Source organism: Thaumasiovibrio subtropicus (assembly GCF_019703835.1).
Lineage (GTDB): Bacteria > Pseudomonadota > Gammaproteobacteria > Enterobacterales > Vibrionaceae > Thaumasiovibrio > Thaumasiovibrio subtropicus.
Genome location: NZ_AP023054.1, coordinates 3,051,977 through 3,067,129, shown reverse-complemented (window position 1 = coordinate 3,067,129; position 15,153 = coordinate 3,051,977). Strand labels below are relative to the sequence as shown.

The 15,153-nt window shown below is 48.0% G+C and carries 18 protein-coding genes; 8 read left to right on the top strand and 10 right to left on the bottom strand.

Annotated features, from left to right (window positions below):
* The first annotated feature begins 2 nt into the window (after positions 1 to 2).
* From TSUB_RS13675 to TSUB_RS13665, 3 genes are read left to right on the top strand one after another with little or no spacing between them, the layout of a single operon-like run.
* Positions 3 to 1,151: a methyl-accepting chemotaxis protein gene (locus TSUB_RS13675; protein WP_246616371.1), complete on the top strand. Its 1,149-nt coding sequence runs from the start codon at positions 3 to 5 to the stop codon at positions 1,149 to 1,151.
* A gap of 9 nt (positions 1,152 to 1,160) precedes the next feature.
* Complete coding sequence (locus tag TSUB_RS13670) at positions 1,161 to 1,460, top strand: STAS domain-containing protein (RefSeq protein WP_087022028.1); 300 nt, start codon at positions 1,161 to 1,163, stop codon at positions 1,458 to 1,460.
* 51 nt (positions 1,461 to 1,511) lie between these two features.
* Positions 1,512 to 3,191 carry an ATP-binding SpoIIE family protein phosphatase gene (locus tag TSUB_RS13665; RefSeq protein ID WP_087022024.1) on the top strand — a complete coding sequence of 560 codons (1,680 nt, stop codon included), beginning with the start codon at positions 1,512 to 1,514 and terminating at the stop codon, positions 3,189 to 3,191.
* Between the two features lie 69 nt (positions 3,192 to 3,260).
* Here TSUB_RS13665 and mltC read toward each other — a convergent pair whose 3' ends face one another.
* From mltC to mutY, 3 genes are all read right to left on the bottom strand, one after another.
* Positions 3,261 to 4,391: a membrane-bound lytic murein transglycosylase MltC gene (gene mltC, locus TSUB_RS13660; protein WP_087022021.1), complete on the bottom strand. Its 1,131-nt coding sequence runs from the start codon at positions 4,389 to 4,391 to the stop codon at positions 3,261 to 3,263.
* 89 nt (positions 4,392 to 4,480) lie between these two features.
* Positions 4,481 to 4,753, bottom strand: coding sequence for an oxidative damage protection protein (locus tag TSUB_RS13655; RefSeq protein WP_087022018.1), 273 nt, complete (start codon positions 4,751 to 4,753; stop codon positions 4,481 to 4,483).
* Positions 4,750 to 5,832, bottom strand: a complete 1,083-nt coding sequence (gene mutY / locus TSUB_RS13650; protein ID WP_087022015.1) for an A/G-specific adenine glycosylase — start codon at positions 5,830 to 5,832, stop codon at positions 4,750 to 4,752. The genes TSUB_RS13655 and mutY overlap by 4 nt, the downstream gene beginning before the upstream one ends.
* Before the next feature lie 534 nt (positions 5,833 to 6,366).
* Between mutY and TSUB_RS13645 the strand changes: the two genes are divergently transcribed.
* The 5 genes from TSUB_RS13645 (at position 6,367) to TSUB_RS13625 (ending at position 10,131) form a co-directional block, all read left to right on the top strand.
* Positions 6,367 to 6,978, top strand: a complete 612-nt coding sequence (locus TSUB_RS13645) for a peptidoglycan recognition protein family protein (protein WP_087022011.1) — start codon at positions 6,367 to 6,369, stop codon at positions 6,976 to 6,978.
* Positions 6,969 to 7,391 (top strand): hypothetical protein, encoded by a 423-nt coding sequence (locus TSUB_RS13640; protein WP_087022008.1) that lies wholly within the window; start codon positions 6,969 to 6,971, stop codon positions 7,389 to 7,391. The genes TSUB_RS13645 and TSUB_RS13640 overlap by 10 nt, the downstream gene beginning before the upstream one ends.
* Before the next feature lie 233 nt (positions 7,392 to 7,624).
* Complete coding sequence (trmB, locus tag TSUB_RS13635; RefSeq protein ID WP_087022005.1) at positions 7,625 to 8,356, top strand: tRNA (guanosine(46)-N7)-methyltransferase TrmB; 732 nt, start codon at positions 7,625 to 7,627, stop codon at positions 8,354 to 8,356.
* Between the two features lie 89 nt (positions 8,357 to 8,445).
* The gene (gene glsB / locus TSUB_RS13630) at positions 8,446 to 9,366 is read left to right on the top strand and encodes a glutaminase B (RefSeq protein ID WP_087022002.1); all 921 of its coding nucleotides are present in this window, start codon (positions 8,446 to 8,448) and stop codon (positions 9,364 to 9,366) included.
* A gap of 30 nt (positions 9,367 to 9,396) precedes the next feature.
* Positions 9,397 to 10,131 (top strand): DUF2884 family protein, encoded by a 735-nt coding sequence (locus TSUB_RS13625; protein ID WP_087021999.1) that lies wholly within the window; start codon positions 9,397 to 9,399, stop codon positions 10,129 to 10,131.
* Positions 10,132 to 10,182: 51 nt separating this feature from the next.
* On the opposite strand, the gene hemW is transcribed toward TSUB_RS13625, so the two are convergent.
* The 7 genes from hemW to TSUB_RS13590 all read right to left on the bottom strand — a co-directional run bounded on the left by hemW (position 10,183) and on the right by TSUB_RS13590 (position 15,137).
* Positions 10,183 to 11,334, bottom strand: a complete 1,152-nt coding sequence (gene hemW, locus TSUB_RS13620) for a radical SAM family heme chaperone HemW (RefSeq protein WP_087021995.1) — start codon at positions 11,332 to 11,334, stop codon at positions 10,183 to 10,185.
* A gap of 44 nt (positions 11,335 to 11,378) precedes the next feature.
* Positions 11,379 to 11,969 carry an XTP/dITP diphosphatase gene (locus tag TSUB_RS13615; protein ID WP_087021992.1) on the bottom strand — a complete coding sequence of 197 codons (591 nt, stop codon included), beginning with the start codon at positions 11,967 to 11,969 and terminating at the stop codon, positions 11,379 to 11,381.
* A gap of 100 nt (positions 11,970 to 12,069) precedes the next feature.
* Positions 12,070 to 12,504, bottom strand: coding sequence for a DUF4426 domain-containing protein (locus TSUB_RS13610; RefSeq protein ID WP_087021989.1), 435 nt, complete (start codon positions 12,502 to 12,504; stop codon positions 12,070 to 12,072).
* Positions 12,505 to 12,682: 178 nt separating this feature from the next.
* The gene (yggU, locus tag TSUB_RS13605) at positions 12,683 to 12,976 is read right to left on the bottom strand and encodes a DUF167 family protein YggU (RefSeq protein ID WP_087021986.1); all 294 of its coding nucleotides are present in this window, start codon (positions 12,974 to 12,976) and stop codon (positions 12,683 to 12,685) included.
* The gene (locus tag TSUB_RS13600; RefSeq protein WP_087021983.1) at positions 12,973 to 13,530 is read right to left on the bottom strand and encodes a YggT family protein; all 558 of its coding nucleotides are present in this window, start codon (positions 13,528 to 13,530) and stop codon (positions 12,973 to 12,975) included. Before TSUB_RS13600 ends, yggU begins: the two co-directional genes overlap by 4 nt.
* Positions 13,531 to 13,558: 28 nt before the next feature.
* Entirely contained in the window at positions 13,559 to 14,377 is an 819-nt protein-coding gene (gene proC / locus TSUB_RS13595) for a pyrroline-5-carboxylate reductase (RefSeq protein WP_087021980.1), read from the bottom strand.
* A gap of 49 nt (positions 14,378 to 14,426) precedes the next feature.
* Complete coding sequence (locus TSUB_RS13590; RefSeq protein WP_087021977.1) at positions 14,427 to 15,137, bottom strand: YggS family pyridoxal phosphate-dependent enzyme; 711 nt, start codon at positions 15,135 to 15,137, stop codon at positions 14,427 to 14,429.
* Positions 15,138 to 15,153: the final 16 nt, after the last annotated feature.

Here is a 15,153-nt window from a genome sequence, read left to right as displayed (position 1 = left end):
TGATGGTGGATAGACCGATCTCTTCTCGAACCTTGATGGTGACCGTTGTCGCACAGACAACACTGCTAATTGGCTTACTGTGGATACAGAAGAGTGGTTTGGGACTCTCATTTGCCACTGTTGTTTTGGCGTCTTTGCCTTGGTTTTTGCTGTTTCAACAGCGACATAGTACCAAGCCCGAAATTATTGTTCAGGAAAAAGAAGCCAGTATTGAAGAAATCAGCCGGCTGTTGGCGGAAGAGTTACCGATCATTAAAGAGTCCTTAGATAACCAGAAAGCGGTGATGCATGAATCTGTTGAGACGCTCAATGACAGTTTTTTTGGTATGGAGGGGACGTGTAAGGAGCAAAACACTGTCGTTGATCGCTTAGTGACAAACTTGCTGGCGAATCAAGACAGCGAATATAGCTTGACGAAAGTACTTCCAAAAACAGAAGACATCATCAATCAATATGTTGAGATTCTAGTGAATGTCAGTGACCGCAGTATTTCGGCGGTGCACAGTATTCATGATATGTCGGATAAGCTGGATGGTGTGTTTCAATTACTTGCACAAGTTCGAGGTTTATCTGAGCAGACCAATCTATTGGCTTTGAATGCTGCAATTGAAGCGGCGAGGGCGGGTGATTCGGGACGTGGATTTGCAGTGGTGGCGCAAGAAGTGAGGAACTTGTCACTCAAAGCTGAAGATCTTAATGATCAGATTCATAAAGAGATTAACGTCGCTAAAGAAACCATGGAAGAGGCGCGTAAAACGGTCGGAGAAATCGCCTCGATCGATATGACGATTGCGATTGAGTCAAAAGATCAAGTTGATGACATGCTACATGGCGTGCAGCAAGTCAATGTTGAGATCCAGACCGAGATTGAGCATGTCAACCGACTTGGTCGCGAGCTAGAACGAGAAGTCGGTGACAGTATTCGTGCCCTTCAGTTTGCCGATATTGTGGTGCAACAAGGGGATCACGCTGTAAACAGTGTAAATGCATTAGAGTCACTGACGGATCTGTTTGATCACTACTATCATCATGATATTCCACTTGAAGATTTGATCTCACAGATCCGAGAGTTGGTTGAAAACGCGAAGAATCGAGGTGAGGCGGCGGCGCAGCAGTCCAACCTTGATGAAGGTGAAGTTGAGCTTTTCTAGGGAGTGAATATGTCGATTACATCAGATGTAGATAACACAGGTAAAAAGGTCACTATTAATGTTGAAGGGCCGTTTGGGTTCAACTTGGTACAAGAGTTTCGTGAAAGCTATCAAGACAAGCAGGACTTTCAGTTCGTGATTGATTTTCGAAAAGCGGACTATATCGATAGTGCGGGTTTGGGCATGTTGCTCAATATGCACAAATACCTTAATCAAAACGATGGCCAGATATCGATCACTAACTGTATGCCACAGATAAAGAAAATCTTACTGATTTCACGTTTTGATAAAAAATTTACGATTAGCTAGCGTTTAAAACGCACCGTTTTCGTTTTGTAGCGCTTTGACAAAGAGAATGCCATGAGAGTTCTCATCGTTGATGATCAAAAAATTAATCAAGAAATCTTCTCTGATATGTTGCGTAGTCTGGCAGATACTATCCATGTCTGCGATGACGGCCAGCAGGCGGTAGACTACTTAGAAGAGACCGAGAACTTGCCTGACATCATCTTGATGGATGTGATGATGCCCGTAAAAGACGGTTTTGAGGCCGCGAAAGAGATACGTTCAAAGTTTAGTCAGCGTCACATGCCGATTCTGTTTTTAACCGTGCTAGATGACCGCGACTCCTTCGGTCGTTGTTTGTTGTATGGTGACGACTTTATCCTAAAACCTGTTGGGCGCAGTACCCTGATCGCTAAGGTACAAGCGCACTACCGTACCGCTAAAATTCATAATGAAGTCGCGCGACAGCGTGATGAGTTGAGTACTTTCCGTGAGCAAGTGAAATACGACTACGCGATAGCGGAGAGCATCTTTGCGAACTTGATGGAGAACACCAGCAAATCGATTCCCGGTATCGATTTTATTACAACGCCATCCACTGTTTTTAATGGTGACCTGATCGTTGTCGCCAATCGCCCCCAAGGTGGGGCCTATGTCATGATCGCCGACGCCACGGGACATGGCCTTCCCGCGGCTATTTCGACTATTCCCGCGTCACGCGCTTTCTTTACAATGGCCGCAAAGGGCATGGCGCTAGGTGAGATTGCGATAGAAGTAAACCGCTCTTTGGTTGGCTTTCTACCCGTCGGCATGATGATGGCAGCAAGTTTGATAGAGATCTCTGCGAATGGCTTGGATGTCAGCTGGTGGGGCGGAGGATTGCCGGATGGTTTCTTGCTTGATAGTGAGGGCAACATTGTTAACGCATTGACGTCAACACACATGCCGCTTGGCGTGCTGTCCGCGAAAGAGTTTGAAGCTGATTTGGTGCACTTTCGTTTAGAAGCGGGTCAACAGTTGGTTTTCTATACTGATGGTCTCACTGAAGCGGCGGATAAGCATGGAGAACAGTTCGGCGAGCAACGACTCAAGGCGGCGTTAGATGGAACTAAGACACCTGTCATTCCCACCTTGTTAGAAGCAGTGAATGGGTTTACGCCGGAGACCAAACAAGATGACCTCTCTATTCTGAGTCTGACGTTCCCGGTTTGTAATCAAGATGCCGTGACAGAGCCACTCGATCCTGCCTTTATCAGTGGGTTGGCAATCAAGTCGCAGCTCTATTTTGATAAAGACGCTTTGCAGAGCTTGGTGGTGATGGCGGAAGTTCGTCAATTTCTGTCGGGTATTTTAAGCGGCGGCTCAGACCTTGATTTGCTCTGCTCAGTGTTGTCTGAACTTTTTGCCAACGCAACCGAGCATGGGCTGCTGGGTTTAGATTCAAAAATCAAAGACGATGAAGATGGCTTTCTGGTTTATTATCAATTGCGTGAGGAACGTTTAGCGCAGCTCAGTGACGACGCTTACCTTGCGCTAGACGTAAAATACCTTCCGAATAAATGCCAACTCGTGATGTCATTAAAGCAGAGTGCTGGCGGCTTTCGAAGTGATGACTTTGAAGTAACGAAAGAGAGTGAAGATGCACATGGCCGTGGCATTTTACTGGTGTCTGAACTGTGTGACTCGGTAAGGTACAGTGAGGAGGGGACCCGTGTGACCGTTGTTTACCAAATTGGCGGGCAGACTCAAATCTAACCACTTCCTTAACGCCTTTTCAAAGCCGTTGAAACCCGAGAGGGCGCAACGGCTTTGTGCTGTTTGTCGCTAGATCTTGCCTTGGTTAAACTCACGCTGAAAGTGAGTTACCTTTTCCAAATAGCGCTTTGATTCTGCCAATGGGTGGCGGTTGGTCAGTGCCCAATAAACTTGGTTGGGCTGCAATTGATTGATGTTTCTCATCGCTTGATCGCGATTGGTATGGAATGTGCGCAGGACGTTACCGGTGCCGCCATTGTAAGCAGAAATCATCGCGTAATGGAGTGTGAGCGGGTCTTCGACATCTTTTAGGTAGCGGTGCTTGAGTAAGTAGAAGTAAGCGGTACCCATATCGATGTTATAAGCAGGATCAAAAAGCTGCTCAGGGGAAGGTTGGCCGGGTTTGTTTTTGACTAAGCGATAGACATCAACCCCGGCGGTTTTCGGAACGATCTGCATTAAACCATAGGCATTTGCCCAACTGACTGCATAGGGGTTAAAACTGCTTTCTGTTTTAATAATGGCGTAAATGAGGTCTTCAGCAATGCCATATTTTTGAGATGCCTGACGAACAATACTGGCGTATTTGTAACCGCGCATATCCGCGTGGTTCGCCACCATAGGTATTTCGACATACAAGCTGTTTTGAAAGAGAATTTTGCCTTGTTGTAGGTTGTTGGCGATGAGGTGATCGGCAAAACGATTTGCGCGCCACTCCCATGCAATCGCTTTACCTTCATGGTCCAAGACTTGTTCAAACAGGAAAGGCTTACCCTTTAATGTCACTTCTGCTGCTGAATAGAGGTCAACACCCGCTGGATCATCCGGGGTAAGCAGCGTTGTGACGATGGCTTGTTTAAGATGGGCTGAGCGATCTGTTTTGGCGACAGTCGAGATCGTTATCACGCCACGAGTAAAATCGACATGGGCACGGCTCAGGTAGTTGTCGGTGTACTTAACGTAGTCGCGTTTGCCAGCCATTAACACGTCATCGCCCCAATGACGCTTAACTTGTCCCGTAAACTGGCCAATCAGGCTATCGAGAGCGGCGATATCTTTTTCAAACTGACCTGGCAGGGGAGCGAGATTAGTCGCAAAGCGGTTAGTCGTGGTGTAGTCCACCTCGTAGATAGACTCAATGAACTCACGGCTACAGCCCGCAAGAAGTAAAAAAGCGATGATAGACAGGGCTTTAATCATGACATTACCTCCGAGTCGAAATAATGTCATGGTTGTCTAGTGTTAGCCATATCATTAATGATGGAATTAACGAAATAGAGAGCTAACGCTTATTGGCTTGGTGGGGTGTAGCCGTCGATTTGAACGTCTTTTCCTTCGAATAGGAAGTTGACCATTTCTGTTTCTAGCAGCTTACGATGCTCTGGATCCATCATGTTAAGCTTCTTTTCGTTGATCAACATGGTTTGTTTACCTTGCCAAATCGCCCAAGCTTCTTTCGAAATATTGTCGAAAATGCGCTTACCGAGGTCGCCCGGGTAGAGTTGAAAATCTAGACCATCAGCATCTTTTTTTAGGTGCTGGCAGAAAACAGTACGGCTCATTGAGGCGCTCCTTGTGACTGTTCAGAAAGTTGATAGTGGTGGGTTAGCTCAGTCAGGATACGTTTGACAGGTGTCGCTAAACCTACCTCTTCAGGTTGTTGTAAGTTATACCAGAGACCCTGCCCGCCTTCCATGATGTTTTGTGGTGCTGCAGAGAGCTCGACTAAGACCGGGGTCACTTCAAGGTGGAAATGACTAAAGGTATGACGGAAACCACTGAGGATCTCAAACTGTGGTTGGGCATCGGGATAGTGGTGAGCGATTTGCGCTTCTAGCGCAGGACGATTATCAAGTTGCGGAAAACAAAATAGCCCTCCCCATGTGCCACTGGCAGGGCGTTTTTCTAGCCATACCTCACCTTGATGGCTCGCTATCACAAACCAACCTTCGCGAACGGGTAGGGTCTTCTTGGGTTTTTTACCGGGATAGTCTTGCGGGTTGCCTTGTGCAAAAGCTTGGCAGCTTTCACTGACAGGACAAAGATCGCACTTAGGTTTGCTGCGGGTACAGATCATTGCGCCCATATCCATCATTGCTTGGTTGTAGCGCTCCACCCCTTCGGCAGGGGTGTTCTCTTCAGCCCAAGCCCAGAGTTTGTTCTCTACCGCTTTTTGCCCCGGCCAGCCCTCAACAGCATAGTGGCGGGCGAGTACACGCTTTACGTTACCGTCGAGTATTGGGTGATGCTGTTTCAATGATAAAGAGAGAACTGCACCCGCTGTACTGCGTCCAACGCCAGGCAGAGCTTGTACTTCTTCAATGGTGGTTGGGTAGATACCCTTATGCTCGGTAGCCACCATCTGCGCAGCTTTATGAAGGTTTCGTGCCCGTGCGTAATAACCTAGCCCTGTCCAAAGGTGCAGGACTTCATCTTGTTCCGCATTCGCAAGGTCAACAATGGTCGGGAACCTCTCCATAAAGCGTTCAAAGTAAGGGATCACGGTTGCAACTTGGGTTTGCTGCAACATGACTTCAGATAGCCATACTTTATAGGGTGTTTTCTCTTGCTGCCATGGCAGGGTTTTGCGTCCATACTTGTCGTACCAAGTTAGGATCGACTTGGAAAATGCATTACTCACGTGGGCTCACTTACTTCAGTTTTATATACTTAAACAGCTTTTCAAGAATGAAAACACTTTAATAGAAGAGATTATTGTTCTTTGCCGTACAGCACGCTCTGATTAGTAGTTCGCTTTAGCCATAAAGACAGTGCCTTCTAAGAGAAGCTCTTTGATTTTTTATATTTGTTGAAGGAGTATATCGCTAATTTGTGCGACCTAATACCTGAAGTGGATGAGGGTATATATTCTGCTGTTACTAAAGAGTCCCGCACTCTGACCTGCTTCCTAGGCTTGTCACTTTTGTTACTATTTCACTGCCTAGCTTTTCAACGTTGTGCTTTGGTGACAAGTGTAGATGTTCTGGCTGAACAAACATTATGTGTACATCGCTTCTTCTAGAGAATAAATATTAAATAAAGATCACTTTTTTTGAGAGAGTGAGACGTTTTGTTTCAAACGCGAGTAGTTTGCCTCCCAGATACAGTTTGTTGTTTCGAGTTGCATATGTTGAAGCGTCACAATGGTGTCAGCTTGTTTACCAAGGAGAAACATATGAATGGGGTTGTCACTGTAGATGTGGATGGGATGCTAGTATCTGATAAGATTCATCTTAAGCGTTACCGAAATCTGGAACACGGGGATTTAGATGCTGTCAATGCGCTTGTCCTGCACCAAACTGATACAAGAAGTTCATCATCAGTTTTTAATAGCTACGCAGTAAATGCACATGGCGCACATTTTCTAATTGATAAGTCAGGCAAGATTTATCAAACCGCGAGCGTGAAAAAACGTTGCTATCACGTAGGCGCAAGGATTAAAGCCAAATGTTTGACTCTTTACCAAGAAAGCTGTTCTGATCCTGAGCTGATTAAATTTAGAACAATGACTTGGCGGCAACAAATTAACAACATTAATGAGCATGAAAGGCAGAAAGACTACCCTGACAGGTATCCTGTTAATAGTGATTCTATCGGTATCGAGTTAGTAGGTAGGCATCTTGACGATGAGCGTTATGAATCAGTGACGGCTTTACAGCTGACGTCTGTGCAGTGGCTCATTGATGAACTCTACAGACTGTTTTCTTTAGATAGCGATGATGTGTACCGCCATCCTGAAGTGTCCTATAAACATCCAGGTGAAGCTGCGAGTGTGACATGGAAATAAAAAAGTGCCATCAGCTTAGTCTCTTGAGATTTCTTTTGATTGTTTTTTGGGGGGCAACGATGGGATGTTCTGTTACAGCAGAGCCTTTGCCTAGTCCGACATTCCACAGTGTCGATGCGAGTTGCCGATTATCCGATGTTTTAACGTTGACCTCGGAAGAGTTGGTGGACCCATCAGTGGTTAACCAAAAAGTGACGCTTTTTTTTGAATCCGCAGAGGTAGTGAGTTCAAGAGTCATGCACGAACGCTTCGACTTTGCACCTTGCTATATCACTGGCAAAACACTTGTGGATGAGGAAGTTTGTCGTTTTGAGGTGCGTGCTGGAATGACAGGTATTATAGATTGTCCTCTGGAGACTCAATATTTTGGTTGTCAATCAGAAGTATGCGCCTCCATGTTTTTAAGTGATTGATTATGATGGCTGAGCTCTCTTTAGTGATATTTTATTCTGCGAAAATATCAACAATGTGACTGCTGATCGATTTTGCTGTTGCACGAATTCTACGTACTGAAGGTATAATCCTTTGCCACAATCTGAGCCGTATGGGTTAGCAAACCCGCATGGATCACTTGCACTATTGGTTAATCTTTGGATAATGCGCGATCCATTCTGTTTTGTTTTGAATTCGATTGTAGGTAGCCACCATGAGCCAAAAAACGTCCGGCGAAGTAACACTGAATGAGTTTACGGAAGACGGCAAACTGATCCGCAAAGTGCGCAGCTTTGTTCGTCGCGAAGGTCGATTGACTAAAGGTCAAGAGATGGCGATGGAGCAACACTGGCCAACAATGGGCATCGATTTTGAAAAGAATCTGCTGAATTGGTCGGCTGTGTTTGGTCGCGAAGCGCCAGTGGTACTTGAGATTGGTTTTGGTATGGGGGCTTCTTTCGTTGAGATGGCGAAGAATGCGCCAGAGAAAAACTACATTGGTATTGAAGTGCACTCTCCAGGTGTCGGCGCGTGTTTAATGGCCGCGGGTGAGGAAGCGCTGACCAATTTGCGCGTGATGTGTCACGACGGCGTTGAAGTGTTCGATCACATGATTCCAGACGGCAGCCTAGATACAGTGCAGCTGTTTTTCCCTGACCCATGGCACAAAGCTCGCCACCACAAGCGTCGCATCGTACAGCCTGACTTTGTTGAAATGGTGCGTAAAAAGCTAAAAGTGGGCGGTATTTTCCACATGGCAACGGACTGGGAAAACTACGCAGAGCACATGATTGAAGTGATGAAAGCGGCGCCAGGTTATGAAAATATCGCCACTGATGGTGATTTTGTTCCTCGCCCTGAAGATCGCCCATTAACGAAATTTGAACAACGTGGCCACCGTTTAGGTCATGGTGTTTGGGATATTAAGTTCGCACGTAGCGAATAATCTCAACGCGTCTGATTGCGGTCAGGCGGCGTGCGTTACCTATTGAAAGCCAGCCTTAGTGCTGGCTTTTTTCTCCCTTGGAGTAAGAAATGAAACCGACTCAAGCATTGTTAGAAGAGATTTTGGATGAAGCCCGTTCGTTGATCGGCAAAGGCAAGGTAGCCGACTATATCCCCGCGCTAGCGCAAGTACCGAATCATAAGTTAGGTATTGCCGTGTGTTACAACGATGGCGATATATTGACGGCGGGTGATGCTGACGAAGCCTTCTCTATTCAATCCATCTCTAAAGTGTTGAGCTTAACGCTCGCCATGACCATATACGAGCCGGAAGAAATTTGGCAGCGCGTCGGTAAAGAGCCTTCTGGGCATGCCTTTAACTCCATGATTCAGTTGGAAATGGAGAATGGCATTCCGCGTAACCCATTCATTAATGCCGGGGCGTTAGTGGTTTGCGATCTGTTGGCGAGCCGCCTCTCAGCCCCACGTCATCGCATGTTGGAACTGGTACGTATGCTTTCGTCTGATGACAAAGTAATTTACGACAAAGTGGTTGCCGCGTCAGAAATGCAACACAGTGATCGTAACGCTGCCATTGCTTACTTGATGCGCGCCTTTGGTAACTTTGATAACGATGTGATGCCCGTCCTTCACAACTACTTCCACTACTGTGCATTGAAGATGAGTTGTCGCGATTTAGCGAAAACCTTTAGTTATCTTGCGAATAAGGGACTTCCTTTAGGCGCAGAAAAAAGCATTATCAGCCAAACTCAAACTAAGCAACTGAATGCGCTGCTTGCGACTTGTGGTTTATATGACGGTGCTGGCGAATTTGCTTATCGCGTTGGCATGCCGGGTAAATCAGGAGTAGGCGGCGGTATAGTCGCTGTGGTTCCAGGAGAGATGACCATCGCCGTGTGGTCACCTGAGCTTGATAAGTCAGGTAACTCATTGGCGGGGACATTTGTGCTGGAGCGGCTTGCAGAACGGATTGGCCGTTCGATTTTCTGACCCAGGCTAAAAAGCCTGACGGAGTATGCTATGCGTTTAGGCTTAATGTTTATCCTCTTGGCGATGGTATGGCCTGCCATCGCATCTACTTGCTATCCTCAGCTTCACAATGATATCCAAATTCGCGACGGCAATGTGCTGATTCAGCAATATGGTGAAACCTTCACGATTTCTGAACGCGGCACCTTAAAGTTCGCCGTTCATAATGTCTCTTTGCGGGATGAGCAGCAGCGCGCTTTGGCTGACTACTATGCCATGCTGGTGACGGATTTACCTTACATGCGAATGACGTTACGCAGTGAACTCCATGACGTTGTGCGACATGTTGATTCGCTGTTGGTGGACCAACTCGGTGCGCAGAGTGGTTCGCGCGTGCAACTCGCACAGTTTCACCATCAGATGGATATGCAAGTTGGGCAGGTTTTCGGATTTGATGAGCCTCACTTTCGCTATCAACGTTTACTTGAATTCTCATCGCAAATCGAGGGCCAAGTCGATCAGCTTATGCTCAATATGGGGGTGAGTGGTATGAAAGATCTTGCCTTGCAGCCCGTGCCGGAAGGCCAAGAGCGTATGGTGGTAGTGACGGAGCGACTGACGGAGCTGAAAGATTCGGTCACAGATTTGCTGCGTGATAAGCGTCCGAAAGTGCAGACCTTAACGCATAACTTTTGTCAGCGTTTAGCGCGTTGGGAACGGCAAGAAAATCATATTCAATCGCTGATCCCGGCGTTAAAAGACTGGCAGACGGTGACGTTACATTGAGCCAGCGTCAGGCTCACAAAGGTGAGCCTGAAGGATGCCGACGTCACTCGATTACGCTTCGCCAACAAAGAGGCCGATCAGGTCATTGAAAAAGAGCTGCCCTTTGGGCGTGATATGCCAATGTGTCTCATCTTCTTCGATGAAACCTTCTGCCTTTGCGGCGGATAGGCCGTCAGCGATGCGGGTGAGCGGTAAACCCGTGCGGGCGGTAAAGTCCGCTTTCGGGCAAGGCTCGACCAATCTAAAGCGGTTCATAAAGAACTCAAACGGCCTATCGTTTACCTCAACATTGGTCTGCTGGTCGAGGTAAGGCTTGAGCATATTCAGGTAACCTCGTGGATGCTTCACTTTTACCGTGCGCGTAATGCGGCCATCCTCAAAGCTCACTTTCCCGTGTGCACCACAGCCAATGCCGAGATAGTCCCCAAAACGCCAATAATTGAGGTTGTGGCGGCATTGCATCCCGGGTTTGCTGTAACCTGAAATTTCATACTGCACGTAGCCAGCCGCTTTGAGTTTTTCGTTGCCGAGTTCGAAGATATCCCAGAGGTCATCGTCATCTGGCAGTTGTGGTGGCTTTGAATAGAACAAGGTATTGGGTTCAATGGTCAGTTGGTACCAAGAGAGATGAGGCGGCGACAGCGCAATGGCTTTATCGAGGTCAGCCAGCGCTTGCTGTGGCGATTGATCCGGTAGGCCGTGCATAAGATCGAGGTTGAAGCTGTTTAATCCCGCTTCTTGTGCGAGTCCGGCCGCTCGAATTGCCTCACTACGACCATGGATGCGACCCAAACGTTTGAGTTTCTCATCCTCAAAGGACTGAATGCCGATAGAGATGCGATTCACACCTGCTTGGCGGTAAGCAATAAAGCGATCAGCCTCTACTGTGCCGGGATTGGCTTCCATGGTGATTTCAATGTCATCCGCAAAGGGAAGTTGTGAATCTATCCCCCTTAGTAACCGACCAATTTCTTGGGGAGAGATTAAGCTCGGAGTACCACCACCAATGAAGATAGAGTGCAGTGGTCGAGGGGTGATATTGAGGCGCTGAAGATCGGTTGCCAAATCTTCCAACAAGGCATCGATATACTGCTTCTCTGGGATTTCCGCCTTCTGAGCGTGAGAGTTAAAATCGCAGTATGGGCACTTTTGTACACACCATGGAATGTGCACATAGAGGCTCAGCGGGGGTAAGGTGATCATGGGATTCTCATTGCGCATAGTTGGTTTGGGCACGCTTAAGCGAGTTATTGTTGCGCTTGTAACGCATCAAACAGGGCTTTCAGCGCTTGGCCACGATGGGAGCGTTTTTTCTTCTCTTGTTGTGGCATTTCTGCAGCGGTGCAAGCGAGATCTGGGACGATAAAGACAGGGTCATAGCCAAACCCTTCGCTACCACTGGCTTGCTCTGCAATCTCACCTTCCCAGCTACCGTGGCAAATCAGTGGTGTTGGGTCGTCAGCATGGCGCATGAGCACCAATACACAATGAAAGCGCGCCGAGCGCTGGCTTTGCCCTTGCATCGCTGCCAGTAGCTTGTCGATATTGTCTTGGTCTGAGGCTTTTTCGCCTGCATAGCGAGCTGAGTAAACCCCTGGCGCGCCCATTAGGGCATCGACTTCGAGTCCAGAATCATCAGCGATAGCGGGCAAGCCTGTCACTTTCGCGGCGTGGCGCGCTTTGATAATGGCGTTTTCAACAAAGGTGGTCCCCGTTTCAGGCACGTCTGTTACGTTGAATTCGCTTTGTGCACTGACATCAAAGCCAAATTCTGCCAGCAGATCTGCCATTTCACGCACTTTGCCTTTGTTACCGGTTGCCAAGACTAATTTCGCCATTTTCTTCACTCATCACTATCGAATATGGGGCGTAGTGTAGCGATAGCGCCGCCTAAGGGGAAGGGCGACGCAAAAGAGTGCAGCTGAGAAGTGAAGAGTCTTAGTTATCGGTATAAAAAGTTTGCTGAAAGTTCAGTGTGTTAGTCACGCCACCCGCGGTGGTGACATCAATGGTGAACTTGAAGCGTTCTTCGTTGGTATGTTTGACTTCAGCAAGATAGTAAACCGCTTCGCCTTCCCGAATCTCTCGGAAAGTCAGGGGTGTTTTATGGCCAAGTAAATTCACCGCTTCGCCGCGGATAAAGGCGATTGCGGGTTGGTTATTTTGTGCGGTGTCTAATACGGCGATATTGAGTAGTGCGGCATATTTGCTGCGTTGAATCTGGTAGCTGCGGGCAATCTCGGCGCTAAGAAAGGTGGTCGGAATCGCAGAGTAGTGCACTTCAAGTTGGTCAAACTTTACGAATTGCTCGGCATTGGCATGAGTACCAAACAGGCTGATAACTAGAGTAACCAATGTGAGTAACTGTTTCATGATCTCTTCCCTTTGTGTGGGAGCAAGCCCCGTCTAATGCGTGAGTATGGCAGTGCACGCCCATCGCGACTATAAGCAATGATACGTAGGCTGATAGGGGGCGATCAACGGATAGGTGTCTCACTTTTTGCTGCACGCCATTATCCTGTTGCCTAACTAGACATAGGCGTGCGTGAGGTCAGCTTTGCAACAGGTCGGCGATGGGGGCGGGTAGGTGCGAGGGGGCGTGAATACGGACTTGTTTATGCCGTCCAAGCTCGCCTTTTTCAATCGATACTGCGCCTTTCGCTACCTTAAACTGCTTCGCTAAGAACTTGATGAGATGGGCATTTGCCTTGCCATCAACGGGAGGTGCAGTAATGGCGACTTTGAATTCGTCGCCATGAAGGCCAACCAGGTTATCCCGGCTGGCTTTCGGTTGGATGTAAAGGCGTAGGATCAGATCGTCATTTTGACGATGAATGGCAATCACAGTTGATACCAAACCGGCCCGATGAACTCGCCAATGGCGATGTTTAAGAAGTTCAAGCCAATGAGGAAGACCATGACACTTAAATCAATGCCGCCCATTGATGGCAGAATGCGACGAATAGGGGCAAGGACAGGCTCACTCAACTGATGCATGACATACTCTACCGGACTGCGTCCCTGGCTAACCCAAGAGAGAATCGCGCGCAGTATCATGACCCAGAATACGAGGCTACCTGCGGCTTTAACCAGTGCCATCAAGCCAATGAGTAGCCACTCTGGTGAGATAGCGACAGCGCCTTTGGTCAGTACCAGTTGCAGTACCAAGAATTTAGCGGTGGATAGCACATAAGCAAAAAGTACAGTGGCAAGATCGAGCGAGCCAATTGGCGGAATGAGGCGGCGTAATGGCGCGACCACAGGTTGAGTTGCTTTAACGACAAACTGTGAGAATGGGTTGTAGAAGTCTGCACGAGACCACTGGAGCCAAACTCGTAGCAATACGACCATGATGTAGAGGTCGAAAACAGTTGTGACGAGAAATGCAATAGCGTTCATAAGTTACCTTTTATTATTGCTGTTATGCTTAAAACAGTTTTTCCATCTCTTCGGCACGACTTACAGCAGCCTTCATGGCGCTAGAGACAGTGTCGCTGAGTTGGTGTTCATTGAATGTTCGGATCGCTTCGGCGGTTGTACCACCTTTCGATGTCACTTGTTCACGCAGTGTAGCGAGTGATAATTCCGCATTTGCCTTGACCATTTCTGCCGCGCCTAGTGCGGATTGCTGCACCAACTCACGCGCCGTATGAGCATCAAAGCCTTGGGCGATGGCCTCTTTCTCCATCGCTTCCATAAACAGGAAAAAATACGCGGGAGAGCTGCCCGCTGCGGCAATGATATTGTTGATGCCGCTCTCTGCTTCAACCCAACAGACTTTGCCGACAGCCTTCATGAGTGCATCAGCAAAATCTTTATCTTGAGTCGGAAGTGAAGGCGCAGAGTACATCCCACTCATGCCAAGACCAAGAAGGCTTGGTGTATTAGGCATGACACGCACGAGGTGCAATGGCTGTCCCAGGTATTCATTGTATCGGGATGAGACAATGCCCGCGGCAATCGTTATCACCAGCTTAGATGATAAATCGAGAATTTGCAGAGGCTTACACACCTCTTCCATCATTTGCGGCTTGACGGCGAGCACGATAACGTCGGCATCGTTGGCTGCTGTTAGGTTGTCATCAGTGGTGTTAATGCCGTATTCATTTTCAAGTGGCTTTCGGCGTGTTTCGCTCGGTGCTGTGGCGGTGATGAGCGCCGCTGGGTAGTCACTGGCAACTAGGCCAGCAATGATTGAGCGCGCCATGTTACCTGCGCCAATGAAGGCGATACGTCTCTGTTCCATCGTTTATTACCCCAAAAAGGTGTCTGAATGCCGGCGTTGAACCAGCTCGTTATGCTTTATTGCTGTAGTCGCGAGCACCAAACAACGCGGTACCGATACGCACCATGGTACTGCCCGCTTCAATCGCCGCGTCCATATCACCACTCATACCCATCGATAGCGTATCCATGCTTGGATGAGTCTGTTGTAATACCTGCAATGCCTTACTAAGAGACTGAAACGCGCGCAGTTGACTCTCGTAATCATCAGCGCGCTCAGGGATAGACATTAAGCCACGCAACACGATGTTAGGCATGGTCGCAATGGCAGCGGCCAGTTCACTGACAGAGGCAAAGTCAGTGCCGGATTTACTCGTTTCACCACTGGTATTGACCTGTAGTAGTACCTGCAGCGGCTTGGCACCCTCGGGACGTTGATCGTTTAAGCGTCGGGCGATTTTTTCACGGTCGACGGAATGTACCCAATCAAAGTGCTCGGCAATGTGTTTGGTCTTATTAGATTGAATGGGGCCGATAAAGTGCCATTTCAATTGCTCTGCGTGAGGCGTCGTGGCGAAATGTTGCACTTTTTCCACCCCTTCTTGCACGTAGTTTTCACCAAAAGCGAAGTGGCCAGCATCGATCGCTTCTTGAATGGCAGTGATGGGTTTGGTTTTGCTGACAGCCAAAAGTTGCACTGAATCGGGTTTTCGGCCGCATTTTTCAGTCGCTAAGCGTATCTGATGAGTGATCTGCTCTATATTTTGTTTGATACTAGCCATAATTTTTTTCTGTGGG

Bases quoted from the DNA above. Each gene is read 5' to 3' on its own strand.
- hemW (WP_087021995.1), bottom strand. From the start codon at position 11,334: ATGATCACCTTACCCCCGCTGAGCCTCTATGTGCACATTCCATGGTGT.
- trmB (WP_087022005.1), top strand. From the start codon at position 7,625: ATGAGCCAAAAAACGTCCGGCGAAGTAACACTGAATGAGTTTACGGAA.
- mltC (WP_087022021.1), bottom strand. From the start codon at position 4,391: ATGATTAAAGCCCTGTCTATCATCGCTTTTTTACTTCTTGCGGGCTGT.
- TSUB_RS13655 (WP_087022018.1), bottom strand. From the start codon at position 4,753: ATGAGCCGTACTGTTTTCTGCCAGCACCTAAAAAAAGATGCTGATGGT.
- glsB (WP_087022002.1), top strand. From the start codon at position 8,446: ATGAAACCGACTCAAGCATTGTTAGAAGAGATTTTGGATGAAGCCCGT.
- TSUB_RS13675 (WP_246616371.1), top strand. From the start codon at position 3: ATGGTGGATAGACCGATCTCTTCTCGAACCTTGATGGTGACCGTTGTC.
- TSUB_RS13670 (WP_087022028.1), top strand. From the start codon at position 1,161: ATGTCGATTACATCAGATGTAGATAACACAGGTAAAAAGGTCACTATT.
- TSUB_RS13640 (WP_087022008.1), top strand. From the start codon at position 6,969: ATGGAAATAAAAAAGTGCCATCAGCTTAGTCTCTTGAGATTTCTTTTG.
- TSUB_RS13600 (WP_087021983.1), bottom strand. From the start codon at position 13,530: ATGAACGCTATTGCATTTCTCGTCACAACTGTTTTCGACCTCTACATC.
- TSUB_RS13625 (WP_087021999.1), top strand. From the start codon at position 9,397: ATGCGTTTAGGCTTAATGTTTATCCTCTTGGCGATGGTATGGCCTGCC.
- TSUB_RS13645 (WP_087022011.1), top strand. From the start codon at position 6,367: ATGAATGGGGTTGTCACTGTAGATGTGGATGGGATGCTAGTATCTGAT.
- TSUB_RS13665 (WP_087022024.1), top strand. From the start codon at position 1,512: ATGAGAGTTCTCATCGTTGATGATCAAAAAATTAATCAAGAAATCTTC.
- TSUB_RS13615 (WP_087021992.1), bottom strand. From the start codon at position 11,969: ATGGCGAAATTAGTCTTGGCAACCGGTAACAAAGGCAAAGTGCGTGAA.
- TSUB_RS13610 (WP_087021989.1), bottom strand. From the start codon at position 12,504: ATGAAACAGTTACTCACATTGGTTACTCTAGTTATCAGCCTGTTTGGT.
- proC (WP_087021980.1), bottom strand. From the start codon at position 14,377: ATGGAACAGAGACGTATCGCCTTCATTGGCGCAGGTAACATGGCGCGC.
- TSUB_RS13590 (WP_087021977.1), bottom strand. From the start codon at position 15,137: ATGGCTAGTATCAAACAAAATATAGAGCAGATCACTCATCAGATACGC.